General features: G+C 61.6%; 15 protein-coding genes and 3 pseudogenes. 6 read left to right on the top strand and 12 right to left on the bottom strand.

The genetic code is table 11. The annotated features are described in order from the left end of the window. Window positions 1-3: 3 nt before the first annotated feature. The 3 genes from AC1Q7H_RS29485 to AC1Q7H_RS29475 all read right to left on the bottom strand — a co-directional run bounded on the left by AC1Q7H_RS29485 (window position 4) and on the right by AC1Q7H_RS29475 (window position 3,469). The gene (locus AC1Q7H_RS29485; protein WP_492382060.1) at window positions 4-1,374 is read right to left on the bottom strand and encodes an MFS transporter; all 1,371 of its coding nucleotides are present in this window, start codon (window positions 1,372-1,374) and stop codon (window positions 4-6) included. Window positions 1,375-1,559: 185 nt separating this feature from the next. After that, window positions 1,560-2,948, bottom strand: a complete 1,389-nt coding sequence (gabP, locus tag AC1Q7H_RS29480; RefSeq protein ID WP_492382059.1) for a GABA permease — start codon at window positions 2,946-2,948, stop codon at window positions 1,560-1,562. Window positions 2,949-3,118: 170 nt separating this feature from the next. Then, window positions 3,119-3,469 (bottom strand): DUF2958 domain-containing protein, encoded by a 351-nt coding sequence (locus tag AC1Q7H_RS29475; protein WP_492382058.1) that lies wholly within the window; start codon window positions 3,467-3,469, stop codon window positions 3,119-3,121. A gap of 579 nt (window positions 3,470-4,048) precedes the next feature. Here AC1Q7H_RS29475 and AC1Q7H_RS29470 point away from each other — a divergent pair. Then, window positions 4,049-4,342, top strand: coding sequence for a helix-turn-helix domain-containing protein (locus AC1Q7H_RS29470; RefSeq protein WP_492378223.1), 294 nt, complete (start codon window positions 4,049-4,051; stop codon window positions 4,340-4,342). A gap of 243 nt (window positions 4,343-4,585) precedes the next feature. Continuing rightward, a pseudogene (locus AC1Q7H_RS29465) lies at window positions 4,586-4,833 on the top strand (IS4 family transposase); the annotation flags it as partial. Window positions 4,834-4,864: 31 nt separating this feature from the next. On the opposite strand, the gene AC1Q7H_RS29460 reads toward AC1Q7H_RS29465, so the two are convergent. From AC1Q7H_RS29460 to AC1Q7H_RS29450, 3 genes are read right to left on the bottom strand one after another with little or no spacing between them, the layout of a single operon-like run. Beyond that, complete coding sequence (locus AC1Q7H_RS29460) at window positions 4,865-5,788, bottom strand: hypothetical protein (RefSeq protein WP_492382057.1); 924 nt, start codon at window positions 5,786-5,788, stop codon at window positions 4,865-4,867. Continuing rightward, window positions 5,763-7,268, bottom strand: coding sequence for a hypothetical protein (locus tag AC1Q7H_RS29455; RefSeq protein WP_492382056.1), 1,506 nt, complete (start codon window positions 7,266-7,268; stop codon window positions 5,763-5,765). The genes AC1Q7H_RS29460 and AC1Q7H_RS29455 overlap by 26 nt, the downstream gene beginning before the upstream one ends. Before the next feature lie 25 nt (window positions 7,269-7,293). Further along, the gene (locus AC1Q7H_RS29450; RefSeq protein WP_492382055.1) at window positions 7,294-9,081 is read right to left on the bottom strand and encodes an OmpA family protein; all 1,788 of its coding nucleotides are present in this window, start codon (window positions 9,079-9,081) and stop codon (window positions 7,294-7,296) included. 1,293 nt (window positions 9,082-10,374) lie between these two features. Between AC1Q7H_RS29450 and AC1Q7H_RS29445 the strand changes: the two genes are divergently transcribed. Beyond that, the gene (locus AC1Q7H_RS29445; RefSeq protein WP_492382054.1) at window positions 10,375-11,181 is read left to right on the top strand and encodes a YdcF family protein; all 807 of its coding nucleotides are present in this window, start codon (window positions 10,375-10,377) and stop codon (window positions 11,179-11,181) included. A gap of 19 nt (window positions 11,182-11,200) precedes the next feature. Here AC1Q7H_RS29445 and AC1Q7H_RS29440 read toward each other — a convergent pair whose 3' ends face one another. Together AC1Q7H_RS29440 and AC1Q7H_RS29435 are read right to left on the bottom strand one after the other, a co-directional pair. After that, window positions 11,201-11,419 carry a hypothetical protein gene (locus AC1Q7H_RS29440; RefSeq protein ID WP_492382053.1) on the bottom strand — a complete coding sequence of 73 codons (219 nt, stop codon included), beginning with the start codon at window positions 11,417-11,419 and terminating at the stop codon, window positions 11,201-11,203. A 103-nt stretch (window positions 11,420-11,522) separates the two neighbouring features. Further along, window positions 11,523-11,708 (bottom strand): hypothetical protein, encoded by a 186-nt coding sequence (locus AC1Q7H_RS29435; RefSeq protein WP_492382052.1) that lies wholly within the window; start codon window positions 11,706-11,708, stop codon window positions 11,523-11,525. 287 nt (window positions 11,709-11,995) lie between these two features. Here AC1Q7H_RS29435 and AC1Q7H_RS29430 point away from each other — a divergent pair, with 287 nt between their 5' ends. After that, window positions 11,996-14,638: a bifunctional diguanylate cyclase/phosphodiesterase gene (locus AC1Q7H_RS29430; RefSeq protein WP_492382051.1), complete on the top strand. Its 2,643-nt coding sequence runs from the start codon at window positions 11,996-11,998 to the stop codon at window positions 14,636-14,638. 186 nt (window positions 14,639-14,824) lie between these two features. Here AC1Q7H_RS29430 and AC1Q7H_RS29425 read toward each other — a convergent pair. Beyond that, window positions 14,825-15,094, bottom strand: a pseudogene (locus tag AC1Q7H_RS29425) (hypothetical protein); the annotation flags it as partial. Between AC1Q7H_RS29425 and AC1Q7H_RS29420 the strand changes: the two are divergent. After that, window positions 15,003-15,191: a hypothetical protein gene (locus AC1Q7H_RS29420; RefSeq protein ID WP_492382050.1), complete on the top strand. Its 189-nt coding sequence runs from the start codon at window positions 15,003-15,005 to the stop codon at window positions 15,189-15,191. The pseudogene AC1Q7H_RS29425 and the gene AC1Q7H_RS29420 overlap by 92 nt on opposite strands. A gap of 65 nt (window positions 15,192-15,256) precedes the next feature. Here the strand turns inward: AC1Q7H_RS29420 and AC1Q7H_RS29415 are convergent, their stop codons facing one another. Genes AC1Q7H_RS29415 through AC1Q7H_RS29405 form a run of 3 tightly spaced genes read right to left on the bottom strand, consistent with a single transcriptional unit; the run spans window position 15,257 to window position 22,010 of the window. Then, window positions 15,257-18,739, bottom strand: a complete 3,483-nt coding sequence (locus AC1Q7H_RS29415) for a helicase-related protein (protein WP_492382049.1) — start codon at window positions 18,737-18,739, stop codon at window positions 15,257-15,259. 2 nt (window positions 18,740-18,741) lie between these two features. Beyond that, a complete protein-coding gene (locus AC1Q7H_RS29410; protein ID WP_492382048.1) occupies window positions 18,742-20,751 on the bottom strand; it encodes a phospholipase D-like domain-containing protein in 2,010 nt (669 codons plus the stop codon). After that, on the bottom strand, window positions 20,748-22,010 hold the full coding sequence (locus AC1Q7H_RS29405; RefSeq protein ID WP_492382047.1) for a hypothetical protein: 1,263 nt from the start codon (window positions 22,008-22,010) through the stop codon (window positions 20,748-20,750). The genes AC1Q7H_RS29410 and AC1Q7H_RS29405 overlap by 4 nt, the downstream gene beginning before the upstream one ends. A 2,162-nt stretch (window positions 22,011-24,172) precedes the next feature. On the opposite strand from AC1Q7H_RS29405, the pseudogene AC1Q7H_RS29400 reads away from it, so the two are divergent. Then, window positions 24,173-25,273: pseudogene (locus AC1Q7H_RS29400) on the top strand (recombinase family protein); the annotation flags it as partial. Window positions 25,274-25,349: the final 76 nt, after the last annotated feature.

Raw genomic sequence — 25,349 nt, 5'->3', positions numbered from 1 at the left:
TCGTTATCGACTGACGTGGCCAGCCGTGCTGGCCACGCCATTGCGCATGGCATGGCCGCACCTGGCGAGGGGCCAGAACGCAAGCAAGAATCCGACAGCGGCCAGCACTGCCACATAGTGAGCCGGCGCCATTTCGTCGTGCTGCAGCCACAGCGTGAGAATCATCGGCGTGAGGCCGCCAAAAACTGCGTAAGACATGTTGTAGGCGAACGAGAGACCGGTGAACCGCACTGGTGCCGGAAAGGCGCGCACGCCGGCAATCGGCACGGTGGCGATGGTGCCGACGAACAGACCCAGCAGTCCGTAGTGCCAGAACAGCGTGCCAGGCGTGCCGGGCAGGCTGCCGTAGAAGAGGTAAGCGGTCATGAGAAGTCCGCCCCAGCCGATCAGCATGACGGCACGGGTGCCGATGCGGTCGCATGCCCACCCGACAATCACGCAGCCGATGGTCAGCGTGAGGGTGGCGAACGCATTGGTCTCGAGCGCGAGCGCGGCGGGTATGTGGTGGATCTTCTGCAGGTAGGCTGGCGTGTACAGCACCACCACGACGATGGAGGTCGAAAGTACCCAGGTCAGCAGTGCGACGAATAGACTGGCCGAGCGGTGCTCGCGCAGCACGGTGCGGATCGGCAGTTCGCGCGCCAGATTGCTGTGGTCAGCCAGCTCGCGGAACACGGGGGTCTCATGCAGAAACCGGCGCAGGTACACCGACACCAGTCCGAACACGCCGCCCAGAAGGAAGGGAATGCGCCAGGCGAAATCGCTCACCTGTTCTGGCGTGTAGTGTCGATTGATGGCGACCGCAACGAGCGAACCCAGCAGGATGCCGCCCGTGATGCCCGAGGTCAGCGTCCCGATGCCGAGACCGTAGTGCCGGCTCGGCACGTGTTCGCCGACAAACACCCAGGCACCGGGCATCTCGCCCCCAATGGCCGCGCCCTGCAGCACGCGCATCGCCAGCAGCAACAGTGGCGCCGCGACGCCGATGCTGGCGTAGGTGGGCAGCAGGCCGATCATCAGCGTGGGCGCTGCCATCAGCAAGATCGAAAGCGTGAACATGCGCTTGCGGCCAAGCCGGTCACCAAAGTGGGCGATCACGATGCCGCCCAGCGGGCGTGCCAGATAGCCGGCGGCGAAAATGCCGAACGCCTGCAGTTGTCGCAGCCAATCAGGCATGTTGGGCGGGAAGAATAGCGCGCCCAGCACCGTGACGAAGAAGACGTAGATGACGAAGTCATAGAATTCGAGCGTGCCGCCGAGGGCGGCAAGACCCAAGGTCTTGTAGTCGCGAGCAGCCAGCGTGCGCGCCGGTGCGGGTAAGACGCCGCCCGGTACGCTCAGGGGATTCACATGGGGTTCCTGTTGTGGATTCATGTTCAGGTCTCTTTGCATAGTGGTATGTACACCGTCGGTCAGAGCCCGGCTTCGTGTGGGTCTGGCGGGCCCGCCACAATGGGCGATCCGGTTCGCTCAGCGGCCCGCTCAGTCGACTTTCGAGCCATTGACCCACGCCAGACTTGTGTACTCACGTAACCACCGCGTCGACCGAACGTACCTGTTCACAGATCATCCATCGCCAGTGCTTGCCCGTCTGCGCTTCGGTTACGCGAATTTAGCCAGGCACCAGCCAGCACGCCGGCAAGCAGCGTCGCTGTCGCGAGAATTTCCATGCGATGGGCGGGATGCCAGACCATCGCCGCGAGGACACCGAGAATCACCACGATGACCGACCACGTCAACCACGGGTAGCCCCACATACGCAGCGGCAGCTCTGCCGCGCGTCGTTCCAGTACTGCGCGCATGCGCAGCTGCGATACTGCGATCACGAGGTAGACCAGAAGCGCCACGGCGCCAGAGGTAGCCAGCAGGAAGGCGAAGACGCGTTCTGGCATAAGGTAGTTCGCCAGCACGCACACGAAAGCGAATGCGGTGGACACCAGTACCGCGGCGCGCGGTGTGCCACACGCGGCAGTCCGGCTTAGGCCGCTCGGGGCATCGCCCCGCGTCGACAGCGAGAACAGCATGCGCGAGGCGGTGTAGAGCGCCGAGTTCAGGCAGCTCATTACCGCTGTCAGAACGATGACGTCGACGATCGCCTTGGCGTGCGGCACGCCGAGGATCTCCAGCGCGCGCTGGTACGCCCCATGGGTGACGAGCAGCGGGTCATTCCACGGCACCAGTGCAACAACAATGAAGATCGAGCCCAGGTAGAACAGCGAAATGCGCCACACCACCGAGCGCGTCGCGCGCACGATTTGCCGGGCCGGGTGTTCCGCTTCGGCCGCCGCAATGGTGACGATCTCCGCCCCCATGAATGCGAACATCGTTGTCAGGACGACAGCGATGACAGCATGTGCGCCATTCGGCATGAACCCGCCATAGTCAACCAGCCGCGCCACGCCCGATACCTGAGCCCCCGGAAGCAAACCCAGCACCGCCAGACCGCCTACGGCAATGAACGCCACGATGGCGACCACCTTGATGAGCGCAAACCAGAATTCGAACTCACCATAGTTCCTGACCGAGAACAGATTGGTGCCGGTCAGCGCGAGCGTGATCGCCAGCGCAAACGTCCACTGGGGTACGGCGGGCAACCAGGCGCTCAGAATGGCCGCCGCCGCTGTCGCTTCAATCGGGATCACGAGGACCCAGAACCACCAGTACAACCAGCCAATCGTGAAACCGGCCCAATGTCCGATGGCACCGTCCGCGTAGGTCGAAAACGATCCGGTATCCGGCCGTGCCACAGCCATCTCGCCCAGCATGCGCATGACCAGCACCACCAGCAGCCCAGACATGGCATAGGCCAGCAGCGCGGCCGGGCCGGCCTCGGCGATAGCTCGCCCGGAGCCTACAAACAGTCCGGCGCCGATGACGCCTGCAATCGAAACCATCGTGACGTGACGCGCCTTGAGTCCATGGCTCAGCCCTTTCCCTGACGGGTTCATGTCTCTCTCCTCGGTGAAGCGCGACCTAGATGAGCCGCTACGTTGGTGCTCCTATGACATGGAAATTGACCGCAGCTGGCGTTTCAGCATGTCGCGGTCGTCTGACCCCAAATGCGGCATGCCGCATCGCATTGACGCGAACAACGGGGTTCTGCAGATTGCCCACTCGATCAATCGACGATCGAGCCACTGGACTGGGCCAGCCGGGCGTACTCGCCTAACGACCGGATGGGCCGGAAGTACCGGTCACGAAGAATCGGCCTCTTGAGCGGCCCAACGATGGATGCCAGGTCGGACAGCTTCACATGGCCCAGTTCGGGCATGCCGATACCCACGTCGCACAGACCGTAGGCGGTGTCACCATCGGCCGGATCGAGCGCGGCCAGTAGCCAGGTCGCATGCGCATCGGGGGTAAACAGCCGCACTACGGGCAGTGGATCCCTGGCCTTTCCGGTTGCATATGCGTGGCCGTTTGCGAGCAGCTGCTCGCGTTGTTCGGCGGTGATGAGAGGTTGGATCACGTTCGTTGCCTCCTGAAAGGTTCACTCCACGGCAGAGCGAGACGATATTGGGCGCACGCCCAAAGCCCGGTGTCCACACGCCGACCCCGTCCGGAGCGGGAGCGGGCCGGGGTTGACGGCTAGCGGCGTGCGCTAGCGTTGAGCACTTTTCCGCAGGGGCGTAAATCGTCGTGGCCGTGCACGAATCCGAGGAAAAGGAAGAGCCCTGTCGGGCGCGCGCGGGAGCACCAAGCCGCGTCCGTGCACTCAAGTAGGTGCTGCACTGTAAGCATTCACATCCGAAGAGCTCGCCTTGGGAAGCCATAGCAGGTCGCCGCGAAAAATGGCGGGCGCCCGCGCAGCGTTTGGCGAACTCGCTGCGTCGCAAAGCTCACTGCGCCTCGGCGCATGATCCGTTGGCGTAGCGAGATGCATCCGAGCAGCGGCCGCCGCCGACGAACAACTTCACCGCACTGACGTCATTTCTCATCGAGAGATCAGTGTAGAAGCATATTTTCGAGATGTAAAGTCTGTAGATTTATAAACTGTAGATTCTATCTCTGTAGATTCATCAGATTCTTAAGGTGATGCTCTCGCTCCATGGACGAGACCATCAATTCTGCCCAGCGCACAATACGGGCGCACTTGGCTGCTAATGTGAAAGCCTTACGCGGCAAGCAGGGGGTATCGCAGGAGGCTCTGGCCAGCCGCGCAGGCTTGCATCGCACCTACATCAGTCAGGTGGAGCGCGAAATCGTTAATGTCTCTCTCGACAACTTGGTCCTGCTTGCTAGCGCGCTTGGCGTGGCGGTTGGGGAATTGTTCGTGGAACCGACGGAGCCGGTGGTACCGCTGAAGCCGGGCCGCAAGCGTTCGGTGTCTACTGGCAAGTAGCGGTGCCCCAGCCGGATTAAGGTGAACGTGCCAATGGAACTGTTCAAAAGCCCAATCACGCCACGCAGAAGGGGCAATGTGCCTACGGCTCCACCCCGGAAGGGGCAAGTGGTAAAGGGCCCTCTAGGCCGGGTCAGCCTTTGGGTCAGCGCATTCCCTTGGCCAGCGGGGCGTCTCGCCGTCCCACCTTGCCGGTTGAGAACGGTTGTGAGAGAGCAGATGCGCTCAGCGTGCGGGATGCCCCGCACCGTATGTCAGCAACTCTGGGTGCAACGGGTTGATCTGCCGACAGGTAAGGGCAAGACGGTCGCGAGTTTGATGCGCCTGCCGGCGTCAAGCCAATCGGGTGGCGCATGCTGACAAATCGCAGCGCAGCCAGTCTGGACGATGCGATCCAACTGATCGACTGGAACCGGGCGCACTGGGAAACAGAGACGCTGTTCAACATCTTGAAGAACGCCTGCCGCGTTGAAGCGCTCCAGTTGTCGGCGGCCGCCGTGAACGACGGGCCTGGGACGAGGACTAACGTATTGGTGTAAGCAACGCAGGCGCTCCGAACCCAACCAGCCTCGCATTGCTGCGCTCAAAGAACCCATCCCAGAACGTTCTAAGGGCCTCAATGCTCTGTGGCGAACGATACGAGGCAGCAGCACTCCGCGCCCCCTTCGGTTCCGGAACAATCCCAGCGCCCATCACATAGACTGAAGCCCCACCAAAGTCAGCACGCACATTCGCCTTCTCGACTTTGCGCAACTCTTGCGCGGCGTCGATCTGCCGCATACGTTCCTGGCTATAGAAACTCGAGATCGACGAGTTCTCCAGCATGTCCGACACGATTAGCACCGTCTTCTGCTGCGCTGCTGTATCTCGTACCGCCTGGGATACAGCAGCAATGCTTGCCAATACGTCGGAGCGGGCCAACGCTTCGCTGCTGCCCTGCAGGGCTTCCCGCACCGATTCAGCCACCAGCTTCGTGCCATACGCATATTGCGACTTCAGGCATGCATCGAAGTTCTTCAGCGTCTTGACCGCAGTGGCATCGCGCAGCGACTGGTCGACCAGCGGTGCCTCCAGCGTTCCGGCGGCCCGCTGCTGCAAGTAGCGCCCTTGTGCATAGGCCGAGAAGCTGTATACGCGGAATGTTGTGCCCGGCCGCAGCAAGCCCTGCAGATGCCGGCCCAGTTCCGAAACCAGTTTGTCGTCCAGCACCGTGGTCTGGTCGATCATCAGAAACAGCGCGCGCTGCGCCGCTGTCGGCGAGCCGAGCTGATTGGCAACGTAGCAGCTGGGTATTTCCGGTGCGGCGAACGCGGGCCCGCAGAGCATTGTGGTGGCCACCGCCAGCCACGCTGCGCAGCGCTTGCCGAAACCGGAGGCTCGCCAGTCTGACACGGGCCGGCCGGCAGGCGTACTTGCCATATCAGAGCAGGGCTTCCAGGCGCGCACGTTCCGCCTCCTTGTCTTGTTCTTCCTCGGCCTTGCGGGCTTGTTCCGCGGCAAGCCGCGCTGCTTCCTGCGCTGCCTTGCGCTCGGCAAGCTGCGCCGTGACGTCATTGCGCACACTGTCCGGCAGGCTCTGCAGCAGTGCAACGGCATCCGCCTTTCGGCCGGCAGCTGTCATCGCATCGATACGTGCAAGCACGCTCGCGGTGTCGGTCGCGGGCAGGCTCTCCACAGCCGGGGCGATGTCTGCCTGCGAAACATTGCGGGCAGCCGCTACGCGCGTGCGCGACTCCCTCGCCTCCATCAGGTAGTCGTCAAAGGCGTGTTCCAGCCGGAGCCCGTCATTGGCGCGCCGTTCGCTCATCTTTTGCTGCAGGGTCTGCAGCTTCGACTGAGCCACCTGCATCAGCGGCGTAAAGAAGGCCAGGTAGTCGTCATAGGTAGAGAACCCACGCGTACCGCGATAAGCGGCCTTGCTTTCCTTCCCGGCGAACCCCCACTTGTAGCCGCCGGCAATACCGACCAGCTGCGTGATGGCAAAGATGAATGCCAGCATCAGGAAGGCCGCGAGGCCTTCATCGGCATAGGCGGCGTGGCCGTCGGCCTTGGCCTTGTCGTCTGCCTTCTGTTGCTCCTGGGCAAGCTCCGCGGGCAGCGCCTGGCCAAGCTTGTCAAACGGATTGCCGGCACCTGGCCCTTCCGCAACCAACGCGGTTTGTGCAGTACGCTCCGTCTCCAGGTGCTTGACGCGCATCACTGTCGAAACGATCGACACAAACACGATAATGACCACCGCCACCCCCACCATGAAATAGCTGCGGCTGGTTCCGACACGATTCACTCTTTGCTTGTACTCGGGCTCAGCGTCATCCTTGTCTTGCGGGTCATTCAGCTTGATGTTGTGGCTGGCAAACTTGCCCGGCTGCCCCTCGCCGCGCCACTCCGAGTCCGCCTTGGCGATCAGGTTGCTGCGATAGAGCTGGTGGCCGGCACTGTGCATCACGAACACGAAGATGACGCACAGTACGAACACGATTGCCCACATCAGCAACTGGCGGGCGTTTTCGCTGCCGCCTTCGCCTGCCATCCACGTGCCCAGCATGTATGAGAAGCCCAGGCCTTCGGCAAGCACCAGCACGCAAAGCAGACCCATCATCCATCCTGGCGTCGGCGAGCGCCCCAGGTCGTGCGCCTTGGAAAGATAGGTTAGCCGCTTGTTGAACTCGTCCTCAGTGGTGAAATGGATGAACTGCTTGTAGTCATCGCACAGCGTGCGCTCGGACAACGTCCAGGACTTGTCTTTGGCAAAGCGTGTAGTGTCGCGGGACAGCCGTGCGATCTTGCCGATCAACGGCAAGCTGTACCAAAGGTTCATCAATGCAAAGTCGATCCGAAACTTGTTGCCGAGATACACAATCAGCAACACGGCAAGCGCGAGCGCAGAATTCAGCGCCGCAAGGTTCTCGTTGATCCAGTGACTCATCGTATTATTCTTTTCTCGTTGTTGATCAGATCTTGCCGCCGCCTGCCATCCGCGGGCTGAATGCAGCAGAGTAGCTATTGCCGTCCTTGTCGTAGCGCAGCCACGACCCCCGCGCCTGGTCCGGCGTGGCGTGCGGGATCACGATATCGAGGCATTGCAGCGGCGCCTTGTTGACAAAGACGCGGTAGAGCAGGCCCTTGTCGCCACGATAGGTATTCACCTGTGCCTCGGTGCGCAAGTCGGCGACTTGCCCGGCATCGTGGTAGTCGCGATATACAAGCACTTCAGGGCTGCGCGCCGGCGCACCGCCATCGCGCAACACCGCTACACCTTTCAGTGCCACGAGATGGCCGTTGACGGTATCGGTCCAGATTGTGTTGTACAAGCCAGGCATGTAATCGGCTGTCCGATAGGCCTTGTCGTCGCTTAGCGATTTCACGGCACGCGCCTCACGCGGCCGGTCCTGGTCGCAACGGGCCAGCGGCGTGTCCGCTACAGCGGACGAGATCAAGGCAAAGCCGGTGGGCCGATCAAGCTTGCCGAGATCCGGCACCATCACGCTGCGCGCCGAAGGCGTGCCACCAAAGTCGATCGACGGGGCGCTGACGGTACGTATCTGTGTCACGGTGCTTTGCTTCTGCGCCGGGGCAGGCGAGGCAGCAGCGGAAGCGGACGTGACGGGTCGGTCGCCAGCCGGTACCTTCACTGCATCGCTGCGCGCGTCGCTTTGGCGCGGCGACGCTGCAGAAGCCGTACGCACGGGCGACTGTGTTTTAGGCCGGTCACCGGCACGGGCGGTCGTTGCCGATTTCTTCTGCGCGGCGCCATTCGCCTCACCGCTGTCCCTGCCGGATTGCGTCCTGTCAGCGGCAGACTCGCGATAGAACGCCACGTTGGGTCTGCGAGCGGCAAGATACTTTGCAAAGGCCGATTCGTCGGTCACATCCACGATCTCGACACGACGATTCTTCGCCCGCCCCGTCTCGTCGCGGTTGTCCGCCAGCGGCATCGTTTCACCCGCGCCCTGATAGTAGAGCTGCGGCTCCGTCACGCCCGCATCGCGGAACAGTGCAGCGACGGCACGCGCACGCTGCTCCGACAGCTCTGCGTTCAGCCTGGAGCTGCCTGTATCGTCGGTATGCCCGATCAGCAGGATGCGCCGCGACTTCAGTGCCTCAACGGCCTGCCGTTCTTGTGCCGTGGATTTCGGGCCAAGCATCCTGGCCTGCGCCGCATAAGCGTACTGCTGGGCGATCTCCGTGAAGGCGACACGGGCGTCCGGCGCCAACACGCTGGATCCGGAAGCAAACTGAGAACTGCCGCCAGTGCCAGCGTCTCGTACCGACACAGACATGCCCAGACCGCCCTGTTCGCGGTCGCGTGTTGCAGGCGCCAACGCACTGCCGTCCGCGGCGATGTCGACCACAGTGACATCCAACCCGTGCTTCTTTGCAATGCGCGACAACTCGCAACGGCGGCGGTCCATGTCCGCCCCAATCAGCCCGCCAAGCGCCGCACCCACACCCGCGCCGAGCAGCGTACCGACCTTCTTGTTGCTAGACACAACATTGCCCAGGACCGCGCCGGCGATGACACCCGCCGCGATCCCGATATTGCGGGCATTGTTTGAGCAAGGATCGTCACTGGCGAACGTTTCCTTCAGATACGCGCCCGGAGCGGTGGCACATCCGGTGACCATCGAACATGCAACCGCAAGGCTGGTCCATCGCCACACGCCGCTTGCAGCAGGCCTCGCTGCCTTCCCTATTGCGCGTCGTGACGCGCCGACCGTTGTCTTATTCTCGTTGTGCATCGACCTGTGTTTCCTGAAGCGCCCGGCCATGTCCAACGACAGGCGCAATGGCACGCCACACCAGTATCGGCAGCGATTGCGGAAACTTTAGGGGCGGATGCACCTGCGAACGCGACGGGTGCGTTATCCGAGAACATGGGAAGGGCGGTGACCCGGCGGCCAATGGTAGTGATCGGCCTGGCTTGTGCCAACCCTCCTCGGGCCATGCTTCGGTGGGGTTGGAATGAACTCAATGCGAAGCCTATGTGGGATCCAATTGCTGGGGCTCACTCCATGCAGGCACGGCTTCGCTCTACTTGGTGATATATGCGGTGGTCTGAGTTTTCAGTCGAACACGATGAGCCACTCATAGACCGTAAGCATCGCCATGGCGAGAAGTGGTGCAACACATAGCCAACGAAGCCGTCTCGACGCGTAGCGCAACCAGATTCCCATTATCGCGAGGCAGCAGGCAGCTAGCGCAAGTCCTGCTGCAATCAGGTAGTGTCGCTGCGTCTGGTACGCCCAGAGATTTGCCACCGGCCCCTCTGCACCAAATGGATAGTGCTGGGGTGAATTCCATGCCTGCCAGGCGTCAATCGCGATGATTGCCGTTACCGCTAGAAGCACGCCGCACGCCACCCACTTGATGCGTGAACGCGATGTCCGAGTCCTTTGCATAGCCTTAGCTCTCACAGCAGAGGTGCGGGCAACGGGGGTTGATTGAGATGCCTGCTTCATTGAAGAACCTTCCCTCCTCTTCAGAAGCGACATGCCCGCTCGCTGTGGAACGCACCCTTGGCCTCTCGATGTCCTTCTTGTTGATTCCGAGGTGTTCAAGTAAGCCTGTCATTGAACGCGCCCGCGCTTCGGCAAGCTGGCGTGGAATACCGAGGATTTCGTTCTGTCGCAGTTACATGTAGACGGTGTACCCGGCCGGAAAGGCGCGACGGGAATTGATGCTCCAGTCGGCAAGGCGCTTCACCTCCGCACCGGATAGCGTAGCTGAGCCGGGCTCGAATACAGCGCTGAACTCCAGGTAGGGCGGTCGGCATGCATTGCCCGACGTAGCTGTGAAAAACAGTACTCCGATCGCGATGAAATGCCTCATCATGGTCTCCAGTCCGACGCCACGCACAGCTCCGGCAAGTACCAAGATGTATCGAACTCTTGTGCGCGCGTCCCTAAGGCAATCCTTAAAGTTGCCCTTCTTCCGCACACGGACGCCGGTACAATTTGCGCCGCATGTTGCTGGTCGCCGCGCGAGGTCAGCACATGCATCGCTTCGCGTCACGGCGCTCTCCCAACGACTCAATGACTGCAATGCAGGAAATGAACACAAGCGCGCGCTGGCGCCGCATCGCCCTGGCGCTATTCGGCGCCGTCCTTCTCGCCGACGCCATCGCCTTAATGACCATAGGCCTGTTCAACTTCGGCATCGTCCTGCCAGGTTGCATCGGCGCGTCATTCCTGCTCCTTGCATGGCAGTGGCCCCTCGTAGCCCACTGGCGAGCAGCCAGCCACAGGCGCCAGCAACTATGGCAAGCAGCATGGATCGCGTTCGCCCTATGGCTGGCGACAGTGGCCGTCTTCTTCTACAACATCCACCACAACACCGAAGGCGCCATCCCAGGAAACTCCCCCGTAAAGGCCATCATCATCCTCGGCTCCGGCACGCCGAACTGCGTCGCTTCGCCAACGCTGGTTGCGCGGCTGGATCAGGGCTTGAAGCACGCTCAGCAGTGGCCGCAGGCGAAGGTCGCGGTCAGTGGCGGGCGGGATTTCGGGCTGCGCTGCCGGGAAGCGGACATCATGGCTGAGTATCTGATCGCCCGCGGTGTCGCAGCAGACAGGGTGGTCCGGGAAGGGCGTAGTACCAGCACGGAGGAGAACCTGGTGTTCAGCCGGCACTTGCTTGAAGAGCAGGGCGTCGCCGCCACCGATCCCATTGTGGTGGTGACCAGCGATTTCCATGTACAGCGGGCGGTGCGGATTGCCCGGAAGGCAGGATTCGGGCAGGTCGCCGGAGTCGGGGCTGGAACACCACTCTACCTTCGGTATAACGCCTGGCTTCGTGAGTACTTCGCGGCTATTAGTGGATGGGTGTTGAGGGAGTATTGACTCCTGCGCAGCCCGGCCCTCAAGCCAATGTGGCGAGCAACTTGTTGAAGTTGCGTTTTGCGCGATAGGTCTCGCGAATCTCCTCCAGCTCGCGGCTGAATTCCGCTCGCTCCCTCAGCTTTATCCGCAGACTGCCGATAGCGCGCACGATTTCAAGTGCTTCGTCATAGCGCGCGTTGCGTGCACCGCTATCTACAGCGACGGGCAGTAGCTGCTGATAGCCAGTTGACGATAGCAACGCAACCCGCTCTCGCCCAGAGGTTCTGCATACGCTGGCAGGACATCCTAGAAGGTGTCCCATCCTCCCTCTGCCTGCAGCCGGAAGCGTCGCTCCGCGAGCTTCATCGGATCGGGGCGTCGAGATGGACAGACGCCAGCGCGAGGATGGCAGGCATCACCCCGCCGCCGGAATCATCAATCTGCTCGAGACTTTTTTCCGCGCCGGCAATCGCCAGTTCCGACAGTTCGACCACTTGCGCCGCGTGCGGTCCAGCGAGCCTCTGGCGCAACACGTCTGCCAGCGACATCAGGCTATCGCCGTATGCACCCTGGCTCCGACAGCGGCGCCGAAATGTCTGTGGCGAAAATGCCTTAGCCCCCTTTTGGGGGGCGTCAATCAGGCCGGAATGGCACATAGTCGCCCACGTGCCAACGAGTCGAGCGGGGCATTATCACGACGTGCCGCTTTCGGCACACGCCGGCCCGGCTCCGCGCGGTGAGCACGGGACTAGAGTGCGTGCCGCTTGTCGGGTTCGCTGACCTCGACTAGCCTGCTATCGATGTCGATTCTTCGCTGCGCTGCGATACCCATTTGATGCCAGAACGCTCGACCACCCGATATGGCAAGGCGCTGCAGCGCCTGCACCAGGTCTTTTCCCCGTTGAACCTGGCGGCGGCGGCGTGGCTGATTGCAACATGGGCGTTCGCGGCGTTTCAGCTCGTGAGCGAGCGGGACCGCTTGCTGCACGACGCCGCGGAGCGTACCCAGGCGCAGGCCCAGGCGTTCGGCGCGTACTCGAAATCCAGCATCCTCCGGCTGTCCGAGTTCCTCCTTGACCTGCGGGCCAGTTGGCTGGTCGGCCAGCCGGGATTCATCGACATGGTGCGTGAGCGGGAGAACCTGGTGGTGGACCTGTCGTTCCAGGTGTCGGTGATCGACAAGCATGGCCTGCTCATCTACTCGTCCATCGCCCCGCCCGCGCCCGGCCAGAAGGTCGACCTGAGCGGGCGCGAGCATTTCCGGGTCCATCAGAACGCGGGCGGGCGCGACATGCTGTTCATCAGCGACCCGGTGAAGGGCAAGGTCTCGCGCAAATGGTCGATCCAGTTCACGCGCCCCATCCTGCGCGCGGGCAGCTTCGACGGGGTCATCGTGGTCTCGGTCAGTCCGGAGCAGTTCGCCAGCTTTGCGCAGACGTTCACTAACCGCGATGGCGAAGTGGCGTCGGTCATCAAGACTTCCGGCCAGGTCATTGCGCGCGTGCCGGCCCTGGAGGGCACGCTGGCCAGGGCGGTCAGCAACAGGCCGTACCTCGCCAGCGGGTCGCCCCAGTCTGGTAGTTATCGGGCGGTGTCGGGCTCCGAAGGCGTGGAGCGGGTCTTCGGCTATTACCGTGTGCCAGAGTTCGGGCTCAATTTTGTGGTGGGCGAGTCGGTCGGCCTGGTGCTGGCGCCCTACGAGGTCTATCGCCGCGTTGCCTTGGCCGGTGCCATTGCTTCCACGCTTCTGCTTGGCCTGTTGTACTACAGCCTGCGCCGCTCCATGGGGGAGCGAAGGCGCCATATGGAAGAGATGCGGCTGGCTTCGCTGGTCTATTCGTCCAGCAGCGAGGCCATGGTGGTGACGTCGCTCGATGGCACCATCATCGACGTGAATCCGGCCTTTGCCGCCGCCACCGGCTATACAGCCAAGGAGGTCAAGGGCCGCCCGGGCTATATCGTCAGCGGGGCAGGCAATGCGGCAGGGCTGGTCGAGCGCCTGCGGGCCACCGTGGCAGCCAAGGGCAGATGGAGCGGCGAATTCTCGATTCGCCGCAAGGACGGCAGCGAGTTTCCCGCCTACCTGACCGTGGATACCTACCTGGCCCACGCGTATGGCGAGCGCCGCCGCGTTGCGCTGATCCATGACATGACCGAGAAGCGCCAGGCGGAGGAAGTCATCCGGCACCAGGCGAATTTCGATGCGCTCACGGATCTGCCCAACCGCCGCCTGTTCTTCGACCGGCTCGAACAGGAGATCGAGTGTTCGCGCGGCACGCAGGATGTGCTGGCGCTGCTGTTCATCGACCTGGATCGCTTCAAGGAGGTGAACGATACCCTCGGCCACGACCATGGCGACCTGTTGCTGCTGGAGGCGGCGCGGCGCATTGCGGCGTCGGTGCGCGCGTCGGATACCGTGGCGCGGCTGGCCGGCGACGAGTTCACCGTAATCCTGCCCGCGGTGGGCGATGCCGGCGTTGCCGGGGGCATTGCCGAGGCCATCCTGGAGCGGATTGCCGCGCCTTACCGCCTGGCCGGCGAGCTGGTGGTGGTGTCGGCCAGCATCGGCGTGGCGACCTACCCCAAGGACGCCGACAACGCCGAGGACCTGCTGGTGTGCGCCGACCAGGCGATGTTTGCCGCCAAGGAGGAGGGCCGCAATCGCTGGAAGGTCTTCACCCAGGCGCTGCTGCATGCGGAGAGGGAGCGCCTGCGCATCACGCAGGACCTGCGCACGGCGCTGGCGTCCGGCCAGTTCGCGCTGCACTACCAGCCCATTGTCAATCTGCGCACGGGCAAGGTCTGCAAGGCCGAGGCCCTGATCCGCTGGGACCATCCGGCGCGCGGGCCAATCCACCCGGCCGATTTCATTGCCGTTGCGGAGGAATCCGGCCTCATCATCGACATCGGCCGCTGGGTGCTGACGGAAGCGCTGGACCAGCTTGCGCGCTGGCAGGTGCTGCTGGGCAATGGCTTCCAGATCTCGGTCAACAAATCACCAGTGGAGTTCAGCGCGCCTGCGAGCGGGCCCGAGTCCTGGTCCAGCATGATCGAGCGCCGGAACGTGCCGGTGGGCAGCCTTGTCATCGAGATCACCGAAGGCTCGCTGATGGAGCAGAACGACGATGTCATGGACCAGCTCTCCCGCTTCCAAGCGGCCGGCATCGAGATCGCGCTCGACGACTTCGGCACCGGCTACTCGTCCTTGTCGTACCTGCGGCGCCTGGACATTGACTACATCAAGATCGACCAGTCCTTCATCCGCTCGCTGACGCGGGGCCCGGACGACGTGGCCTTGTGCCGCGCCATCATCAGCATGGCGCATGCGCTGCGCATCCGCGTGATTGCCGAGGGCGTCGAGACCGAGTCGCAGCGCGACATCCTGGTGGCTGCCGGCTGCGACTACGGGCAAGGCCACTTCTTCTGTCCGCCGGTGGAGGCCAGCGCGTTCGAGGCCTACGTGAGCGCCGTGACTTGAATGCCACCGCACCAGAATGCGAGCGGCGCGAGACCAGTTGGCTCGCGCCGTTTGCTTTTCAGCGCTGCTCATCCGTTGGCGGGTAAGCAGGTTCTCCCTCGTCAGACAAGTGCCTGCAGGCAGGTCGACGCTCTCGACCAGCTGTTGCTTGAGCGGCAAAAGCAGGGCGTGGAGGCCGATGCCTTGGGGGATGGTGTCGCTCTGCAGCTCCAACAAAGTCAGGAAGGACTGAAGGCCGGCGCTGACGCGCAGGATGTCGTCAGTGGCTTCGAGGATGTGGTCCTCGAGGGTGACGGCTTTGCTGGGCGGGGGGCTGCCGTAGCGCCCGTGACTGGTCGAATGGCAGTTGAGGGTCGCTTTCAAAGTGAAACAGCCATTCAAGCGGCCATCCCGAACGCCGAATGTCGTGATCTGTGCGGAGTACCAGCCGTTCGACCACGCGGAAATCGCGAACACTTCTGCCCCCTCGGCAAACGGTTTGCTGGTGGCGACCACGCCACGCATCGGCGGGCGCCTGAATGCGGCCGCGCCGCATCGCGGCGAGCACTGGTGACGCAAGGTGGTGGAAGAGATGGAGCACGAGGTCGCACTTTCCCGACCGCTCCCACCGCTGCACGTCTACAGTGACAGATCGACCCTGAACCAGCGCGCCAGTTCTTCCGGCAAACAGGGAGGCGGCGTCTCAAGCGTCAGATCCTGATCGGTGACGGCCTCGAGCACGCCGCCCTGCTCCTTCTCATTTAGTTCTTCCTCGTCCAGGGCATCCACGGCGAAGTCCGGCTTGCCGAGCAACACCTCGAAACGCTGGGCGCGCGCCAGTAGCACGCTGTACTGGAAGCGCTCGTAGCTCAGTTGCTGGAACGGTATACCGACCTGCACGAGCCCGGTACCGGGTTGATCGGTCCGGCTTGCCTCCGCCAGACTGCCCACGCGATCGACACGGCCGATACGCTGCTCCAGCCTCGCCGGATTCCACGGCAGATCGTGATGGATGATCTCCGCGCATTCGCGATGCAAGTCGATGCCCTCGGAGCCGATCGACGTGCAGATCAGGATGTCCGGAGCCAACGGCGAATTGAAGGCCGCGCATAGCACGATACGGCCGTCGTGTTTCATCGAGCCGTCGAGCGTGCGCACCGCGTAATCGTCGTCAGTGTTGGCGTCGTTGCTTACTTCGTCGTCGTGCTTCGCACCGGCGCGGCTTCGCTGCAGGTTGACCCCGCGCCACAAGCTGCGGCGGCGCGTGTTGGTGTGGTCGTCTGTATTCATGGAGCCGTTCGCTTCGCACAGGTTCAACAGGAAGCGCACCATGCGCCCCCACATTGGTTCACCCATGCCGCGCGGTCCACGCACGCCGTCATGGACAGCGCGAATGATCTCCGCCATGTCCGGATCGTCCGACGAATTCGCCAGCAACGGACCCAGATACGTGCGGAACAGGTCCGGACGCAGCAGCACCTTGCGCAAGCCCTTCTGAAGATCCAGCACCGTGTCGAAAAAACCCGGCGCGACCAGGCGCGCGTCGGCGTCGGTGTCGGCGCCGTCCACGAGCAGGCTCGCTTCCGACTCGAGCAGCGCCCACAAATTCACTGCGAAAGAATCGGTGTCGTCGTCCCAGAGATTCAGCGGAAGTTTGAAATAGGTCCCGGCGTGACGGTTGACCAGTTCCGCGACGGTTTCCGCCGATTCCGCGCTCGTACCCTCCGCCGCGAGAAGCGATGTGCCGAGCCAGCGTTGGCCCTCACCATCCGACATTGCCATTTCGCGCAGCAATTTAAACAATCGCATGGCCGGCTTCCGCGCACGCTGGGCGCGGCCAAACTGAACCAGAAGCCACAGGTCGAGCAAACGGAACACGCGCCGCTCGGTCACGCTCACACGGCAGCGCGACAGGCAGTCGATTGCGAATGCGACCGCCTTGGGCCGCCATTCGATCAGCAAACTCTCCATCTGGTTCGCCTCGAGTTGCGAGGCTCGCGCGAAAATGCGCGCCAGCGGCAAGTCTACGAACGCAGCCTCCTCGAGCAAACTTTTGCGCTTCGCGCGCAAATCGAGTTCCGTGGCTTCAGTGGGATTGATGCGCGACTGCAGCATCGCACCGATTTCGCTGAGCGTTTCCACGCGTTCGCAGAAGATTAACGTCTTGCGGCCATTCTGATAGTTGGTCAAAGCCCGGTCGACGGTCGCGCGGATTTTCGGATGTTCGCTCATGCCGAGCACACGCCGGAACATCGCCATGTACTTCGCCGTTTCAGCGCCAAAGGCACGCCTCCGCTGCGCCGTCACAGTCGCGCTGCTTTCGAATGCCTTCACGCTCGACGTCAGCCCGCTCATCAGACGCGCATTGGCCACATCGCGTTTGCCATCCGCCGCGCGCGTCTGCTGATCGAGCCGCATCGCCAGAAAATGAATGAAAGCATCGCTGTCGCGCGACATGCCTTCCACCTCGTACAGCATCGTGCGTTGCGTCGTCGGGACGGCGCCGAAGTCTTGCCCGGCATGAAACGAACGATGTACGCGCGGCTTCAGATGGCGAATAACAATCCGGCGCTGCAGGGCCGCGAGTTGTTCCACGGCCTTGCGATAGGCCACGGCGGCATGGCTGAACGCGCGCAACGCCGGAGGCGTGCCCGGATCGGCGATCAGATTGGCAAGCACCTGTTCGACAGCGGCGGCGTCCGCACCTTCGCAAAATGCGTTCAGGCGGGCCACACTCTCGTCGTTGCCTGCGAGTGCGTCCCACGCATTCTGAAAGATCTTGTTAGCACTCAGGCAGGTGGCGACCACGCCGTTCGCGCGATAAATTTCATCCAGCACGCGATACGTTGGACCGTTCCTGTCCATCGCGAAGTCGAACACGGTGCGCATTTCGCGCTCTTCGAGTTGGAACGGTGTGGCCGACAGCAGCAGCTTGTTGGGGATCAAAGGCGAGAACGTCTTGCTGAACGCCTTCGCGCCATTCTTGCCGCCCTTCCAGTTGTGTACTTCGTCCACCACGGCCAGTTCGATTCCGGACTCGCGCAGCTTCTGCTGAACCACTGCGTTCATCAGATCCTTGAAGAAGTCCATCGAATTGGCGTCCGCCCCAGCACGCAATGACGACCAGCGTGCCTTGAGATCTGGATTATCGTCGCGCGCCTTGATAACGCAATCGTGGGTGCGATACAGATCGCTTGACGCGAGTTCTTTGAGCGACTTCTTGGTGGCGTTGGGCAGCAAGATGTTGGCCTTGCGGAGCGAACGCAGCAGCGCATCACGAGTGGGCGCGTGCAGGCCCGTCACCAGCACGCCAAGCACGAAGGTGCTGAAGCGCCGCGTATCGACCTGATCGGTTCGCGGTCGGTCGAGCGATGACATGCCCAGAATCAGCACGTTGGGCAAATACCTCTCCTGCTTGGCCGCGAACGCCTTGAAGGCGTCCTTGAACCAGTTGCAGGCATCCTGGCTGTCATCCGTACGCAGCGCGGTGAGATGCCCGCGCATGGCCTGATCCTGCGTGGCCTTCAGTTCGTCGAGGTAACTGAACCAGCCGGTCTGCGAATACTTGGAGACGAATTCCAGCGCCTTCTTCGAGCTTTCATCAAAGCTCTCCAGGCGCTTGAACGCGCTACGCCGGGACAGGTACTTATTCTGGCACGCCCATTCGTAAACTGATTGCAAAATGCAGCACGTCGCCTCCGCCCTGATGCGGCTGATAGTGGTGTTCTTATAGGCGTGAAGACACGCGATCAGTTCCCAGTAGCTATGCACGACACGCGGACGCAGCGTACGTTTGCGCGCCCGGTCCTGCCCGTTCACATAGAACGCAGAGAAGCTGCGCAACTCCTGCTCCCACTTCGCGCGCAGCACCGCGCTCGACGGCGTGATAAGCAATGCGCGCGCGTCGGCGCGGCTCGCCCCCAGCAGCCGCGCGGCGATTACGCCCATCGCGACGTACGTCTTGCCCATGCCCACCTCGTCGGCGAGCAACTGCGTGTCGAAGCCTTCCTCGAAGCGGGTGATAAACTCGCGCGCCGTATTGCGCTGGCGATCCCAATCCTTCTGGAAGCTCGGGCGTTCAGCCTCCGCGCGAATAACCGTATCGAATCGTTGCGAACTCACGATCAGAGACCCTCGTGGCAGAAGCTGAGATATTCCATGATCGCCGCGTCATGGTGTTGCACGGGCAACTTAGCTTTGAGGCGCATCCATAACGCGTGGCCCGCGTTCGATCCGGCGGCGAGTTCGCGAGCGAAAAGCACCAGTTCGCCCAGCCTGAACAATGAATCCGCGCCAGATTGCGCCCGGCCTTTTGCGTCGCGCGAGAGAACGTCGGCGAAGGTGACGAGCGGTTCTTCCAACTCGTCCAGCCACCTGCGGGGCCGCTCGGGCAATGACGCTTCCAGGCATTGCGCCGCGCGTTTGCGAAAGACCTCCTGCACGCGCACGAACAAATTCAGATGCTGCTGCATCCCGATCACGATGTTGCGTTCGCGCATGGCGTGAATCGCGGCGGCGGGATCGTCGTCGACGATGTTCGGATCTCCCGGCACGAATTCATCCGCGTCGCGGTCGAGCGGCAACCTCTCCTCAAGGTAATGCAGCATCCAGTCTTCGGCGGTGGACAGCACATAGCGCTCGCGTTGCTGGAACAGCGAGGCCGCATGCCGGAACGGCAGGTAGTAGGTGTGTTCGGACGCGCCGCGGCACACGAACTTCAGGTTGCGCGCGCCGATGATCCGACCAATCAATTGCGACTGATCCAGCGGATTCGAGCGTCCATTGGTGAAATGAAGCGGCAAGCCGCCCCAACTCACGTCGTAGTCCGCCAGTTGCGTAAGTTCGAACGGCTCGGCACGTACGTCGAATGCCATCAGGTCTGAATCCGTCATTTCAACGAGCTCAATGCCCTGCACGAACTCGGGGTAATTGGGCTGGACCTGATAATCGTCCTCGGACTCGGGCATCTCGTCCGGCCTGTTGGTCGGCAGATCACGATAACGGTTGATTTGCTCTGCGCTCAGGCCGTTGCAAATCGCGCCGAACAACTTGTCGACCGAACCGCTGTGCACGCGCGCCACGCCCATTTCGTGATTGGCGCCGCACCATGCCTTGCGGGTGAAGTTGGCGCTGCCCAAATAGACGAGCACTTCGTTGCCGCGCGCCAGCACCAGCACCTTGGCGTGGAGCTTGCGCGTGATCGCGAGCGCGGCGAGGTCAGCCGGTTGATTGGCCTGCGCGATGCGCTCACGCTCGCGTTCGGTGAGGGTTTCGGGGATCAGAAACAACCGCGTGCCCGGCAGCGCACGAAAATGATCGCGACAAAGATGCTTGGCTACCAGCGCATCTGTCACGACGTCGAGCGCATTGAGAGAAGGGAAAGTCCGCTTCAGATCCTGTGTGAACACCGCGCCCTGCGCGTTGCGGTCGAAGAACGGCGACACGGCAATCGCGCGCTCCGGCGACGCGTCGCCGAATGCATTACGCCATGCTCGAGCGAGCGCTTCCAGGCCTGCGACGCCGTCGTAGCCTTGATGGATCAGCATGGTACTTTCCTTGTCTTCCGAAGCGCCCCAGCGGTCCAGCCGGTGCCGAACGGACTCTATCGCCATAGCCAGTGGCCTCGAACCGAACGACGCGTAGCCGCGGGCCAGCACTTTCACGAACTCGTGCAGTACGGCGAGGTCTGCCCTTTCGCCCTTCCCGCTGTCGCTCCACGTGAAGGTTTCGAAGACCTCGCGATTGGTGAAGAGCCCGGTGCGCGTCAGGTTCATCGAGCCCAGCGCGAGATGCACCTGACGCTGTGTGACCACCAGATAGGCTTTCGCGTGATGGCAGGTCCAAGGCTGCGCGCGCACCGGCAGCAATTCCATAAAATGCGGCAACTGGTTGTGTTCACGCGTCTTACGCGCGTCGTAGATCATCACAGGCACGACACGCAGCATATTGGCGATGTCCGACGTGCGCGCCTCGAGCACCGCGCTCAGCGAACGCCGCAGAGTGAGGTTCAGCACCTGCTGGTCGTCGAACTCGTAGCTGAGGACCACCACGTGCTGCAACGCGTTATCTCGTTCGTTGCATGACTCGAAGACGCTCGTGAAATACTCGCGTAGCGATTCAACCTGGTCCGTCATTGCACCGTCTCCGTCTGCGGGAACGCCCAGTCGTGCCAACTGCGGCACTTTTCAAAGTGCCATTGGCGGCGATAAAGATATTGGAGGCCGTCGAGTTGAGCCGCCGTGTCGTCCGAGGCGTTGTCGAAGATCGCCAGGGCTTCTTTAAGCGTGACGAGATTCACGCGACCGGTCACCAGCAGTTCGTCGTGATTCACGATCGGTGAGGTGCCCTTCGCCGTCTGATGATCGATGTGGTGATCGACCACGCAGCGCGTCAACGTCGCGAAGTCGCCGGCGGATTGTGCGAGGCTGGCGAACAGGTGACGCGAGTCGTGGAAGGCGGGCGCGGCGAAGTATGCGGCGGCCAGTGCCCTCACGGCCGCCGCAAAGGATTCCGCGCCCTGCGGCAGCACATCCCGGAACGCGTTGCCATATTCGAGCGACGCGATGCGCAGATCGAGGACGAATTGCGTGGCTGCTGCGAGCCGCTCGAAGCGGGCCATCGCCGTCAGTTCGGTGACGAGGCCGTCATACTGCTGGCGTGCGTCGGTCCAGAACGTCTGATAAGCCGAGGCGTTGGCAACGCCTGCCTGCAACGTTTGCCATTCTGGCGGCGCGCGCCACAACGGTTCGACGCTCGGATTATTCTGGCACCAGATGTCGATGAGCTTACGCCAGATCTCGCTTTCCCTGCGCGAAGCCGACGCGTCGAGGCTGTAGTGCTCTCCCGCCCGTTCGAAATCACCTTGCGAGACGACGTGATTGTCCTGCCAGCTCGCTAACGCGTCGCGAAACGGCTGCGCCCTGGTGCGCGACGAGAACGCTTCTGCGAGATGACGGCCCAGCGAACTAAGCGTGCGTCCATCCGGTTCGACAAGGCCCCAGCGCAGTGCCGCACTGCTGTAGTGACCGAGAGTGCCGTAGGAAAGACGCTGGTAAATCGGATGACGCTTCGGAATGCCGTCCAAGCGGACTTGCTCGCGGAGTAGCCGTTGATATTTCGTCACATTTATGACCGACGAATTGACCGACGCGTTGGCGATGCCCCAATAGATTTCGAGTGCACGGAATCGTTGCGACAGTTGTGGTGCCTTAAACGTCTCGTCGGCGAGCGTGTCGAGAATGCCGCACAGCGAACTCAGGTAGACGGGGCGAACCGTCAGAACCGTGAACTGCGGGAACAACATGTCCTGCAAGGCGCCGGCTGGCCGGCGGAACCCCAATGGGTCGATTGCCTTGTCAGCACTTTCAAGTACCACGTACTCGGTGAATCGCATTCCTTGCTCACTCCTAGACTTTGTTCTTTTCGCATTTCCCAGGCATGACATACGACGGCCTAGCTCTTCTGCTTTAACTCGAGGTCCACTCGACACCCACGAGCCGCCTCTCAGTCCGACCCGTCCCTGCCATTCGAGAGGGCCCAGACGGGACGACTGCTTCCAAAGTTCAAAGGTTACTCATCCCCGCAGGTCCAAAGCCCCGAAATAATTCAGCGCCCAGTATGCGGATGAAGCTCTGAAAGATGGGAAAGGAGGCGTGAACTCATTCGAGAGAAGCTGACCCAGGTGATGGTTCCCGATGCCAAACCGCCAAGCACCGGCACTGCCTTTGATGCAACTCGAGCGAATGTCACTTTCGTTAGCTTGACACCGATCCATTTTGCGATCTGCTTTGCCAGGGTATATACCCCCCACTTGGTGAGCGCCTTCTTAGGGAGGCGGGCCGCCACCTCCTTCGCAACGTTATCGCTCAGCCTACTGAGCAGGGTATCGCGTTGGTGAAGCCTAGGTGCTTGCCAGTACCCGGAGGGGGAAGTGTTACTTTGCGAATTGCTTGCCCCGCGGCTTGCGCCTCGTTGCACCAGTTCTCAAGCCGATGCCATGGCTCGGGCAACGACGAACGATTGTTGAATGGATTCTCACTCCCGAAGGCTCGGGCGAGGTTTTTGCCAAAATCCTGAGTGGAGTCGTTATTGTCGGCCGTCGCTACGATGGCACACGTCATCACGAGGTATCGGAAGAACCCCGGTAGCCCTGGCTTGGGCTTAAATGGCACGAGACCATTCGCCAGTGCATCAGCCATCGCCCCCGGCCCACCGCATGCTCTGGCCAGAATTTTTACAGGGTCTGCGTCATGCGCGACACCAAGAGCCGCACGTAGCTGCGACTCGGAAGCATCGATATAGCACAACGGACCGGCACCAAAGGCTCCGTCGGAACAGAGGTAGTAAGCCGTGAGCGCCGCTTCGGCGCGCAACTGGTCAGCCGCCGAACACTTACCCGGAACTGGACCTGACACTATGCCCTCTCCATTCTAGAAGTCCTTGGTTAGTGCTCACTTCACCTTCAGCTGAAGACGATTCTTCCAATTATATGAATGTAACAGGTTGTTACGTCAAACGCGCTCGGTGAATTGAGTCCCATAAAATCGAACTACCAAATAAAAAGACCCATAAGTTTCTCAACTTATGGGTCCAAGATTCTCAGGTTATGCGCCTATCTACTGTGAGGAACCGGAATTCGCTGGACTGCGTTTTCCAAAAAATCAATAATTTAACAGCTAATTCCATCGCCGCTCGGCCGTCTTAAAACCGGAATTAGCTGGACTGCAGTGAAAAGAAGCGCGAATTAGCTGGACCGCTCCGCAAGATACTTTTTGCGCACATTTTTTCGCGTTCCGCCTCACCCGCCTCGAAATCTCTTGTCTGCCTCTACCTCGACTGTTGCGGAGAACCCGCCCCAACTGTCTGGGAGAATCTCAAAGTAGCTTACGCCGGATGATTGAAGTATCTGGCTAACTAATTGAGTTGCGCCACGGCGAACGCTCGCGATGCCTGCCACCCCCGCTCCGTTTGCCGCCGGCGGGGAGTGACGCATGAAAATCGTGAGGCAGTGCCAGGCGTGCGGACTGCCGTTCGAGGTTCGCCCCCAAACGCCCGAGCAGCGCTTTTGCCCAGCGCCTGAGTGCCAGCGTCGCCGGCGCTGCGAATGGCAGCGCCGTCGCTTAGCGACCGACGCCGACTACCGCGAGAACCAAGCGCAAGCCCAACGCCACTGGGCTGAGGCCCCCCCCGAGTATTGGCATGAGTACCGCGAGCTTCACCCTGCGTATGCCGTACGCAACCGAGAACAACAAAGGAGACGGAACAGGACGAATCGCGTTGCAAAGATGGACGCGTGGAAACGGCTTACGACCGTACGCTCAGGCATCTACGCCCTTTCTCCAGCGCCACAAACGCTGATTGCAAAGATGGACCCGTGGATCGTCCGAATTACAGTCCTGGCGCGGCAGAGTGCAGAGCGAGTCATGATTGCAAAGAGATGACGTGTGACGCCAGGCGTTTGAACCTGCTAAAAATGACGGTGTGCGCGTCCCAACGATCGCCAACTTGGGGGCTGGCGGAGCATAGGCACGGCACTTCGGGCAGTGAGTCGAAATCATGCTGACAGTCCACCAACGCAATGGCGAAACGCCATCGAGCGCCCAAGTACAAGCGGCAAAATATGTCCGCATGTCGACTGAGCATCAGCAGTACTCGACTGAGAATCAACGCGACAAGATCCGGGAATATGCTCAACGGCGTGGCCTTCGCATAGTCCGTACCTATGCCGACGAAGGAAAGAGCGGCTTACGCATAGACGGCAGGCAGGCGCTCCAAAATCTCATTCATGACGTCGAATCCGGCGCAGCGGATTTCAAGGTAATTTTGGTCTACGACGTGAGCCGGTGGGGCCGCTTCCAGGACGCCGACGAAAGCGCGTACTACGAGTACATCTGCCGGAGAGCTGGCTTACAGATTGCCTATTGCGCTGAGCAGTTTGAGAACGACGGTTCTCCTGTCTCCACAATCGTCAAGGGTGTAAAGCGAGCGATGGCCGGCGAGTACAGTCGCGAACTCTCTTCAAAGGTATTCGCTGGGCAATGCCGCCTCATTGAGTTGGGTTTTCGCCAAGGGGGGCCCGCTGGATATGGGCTGCGACGAGTACTCGTGGACCAGCACGGCGTCATGAAAGGGCCGCTAGCACGGGGCGAGCACAAGAGCATTCAGACTGACCGCGTAATCTTGATGCCTGGCCCGGAAAGTGAGGTGCGCACTGTCAATCTCATCTACTCATGGTTCATCGATGAGTCACTGAACGAGCATGAAATCGCTGCACGCTTGAACGCGATGAGAATCGAGACAGAGCTCGGCCGGCCTTGGGGTCGATCTACAGTACGGGAGATCTTGACGAACGAAAAGTACATTGGCCACAACGTCTACAACCGTGTCTCGTTCAAGCTAAAGAAGATTCGGGTCACGAACACCCCCGATATGTGGATTCGGAAGGAGCACGCCTTTGAACCAATAGTCCCAAGCGATATCTTCTACACCGCTCAAGGCATCATGCGCGCAAGGGCTCGCCGCTACTCGGATAGCGAGCTTATCGACAGACTACGTGCTCTTTACAAAAGCCGCGGCTATCTGTCCGGGCTAGTTATCGATGAAACGGAGGGCATGCCATCGACGTCAGTCTACGTTTATCACTTCGGAAGCCTCATCCCCGATGGTCGGCCAAACTCCTCCACCTGTGGTCACCTCAAACTCCCCCACCTGAAGGGGCGCTGCAAGTGATGTG

It is taken from the genome of Cupriavidus sp. GW823-FHT06D04, assembly GCF_058795055.1.
This window is presented reverse-complemented; position numbering and strand designations above follow the sequence as displayed.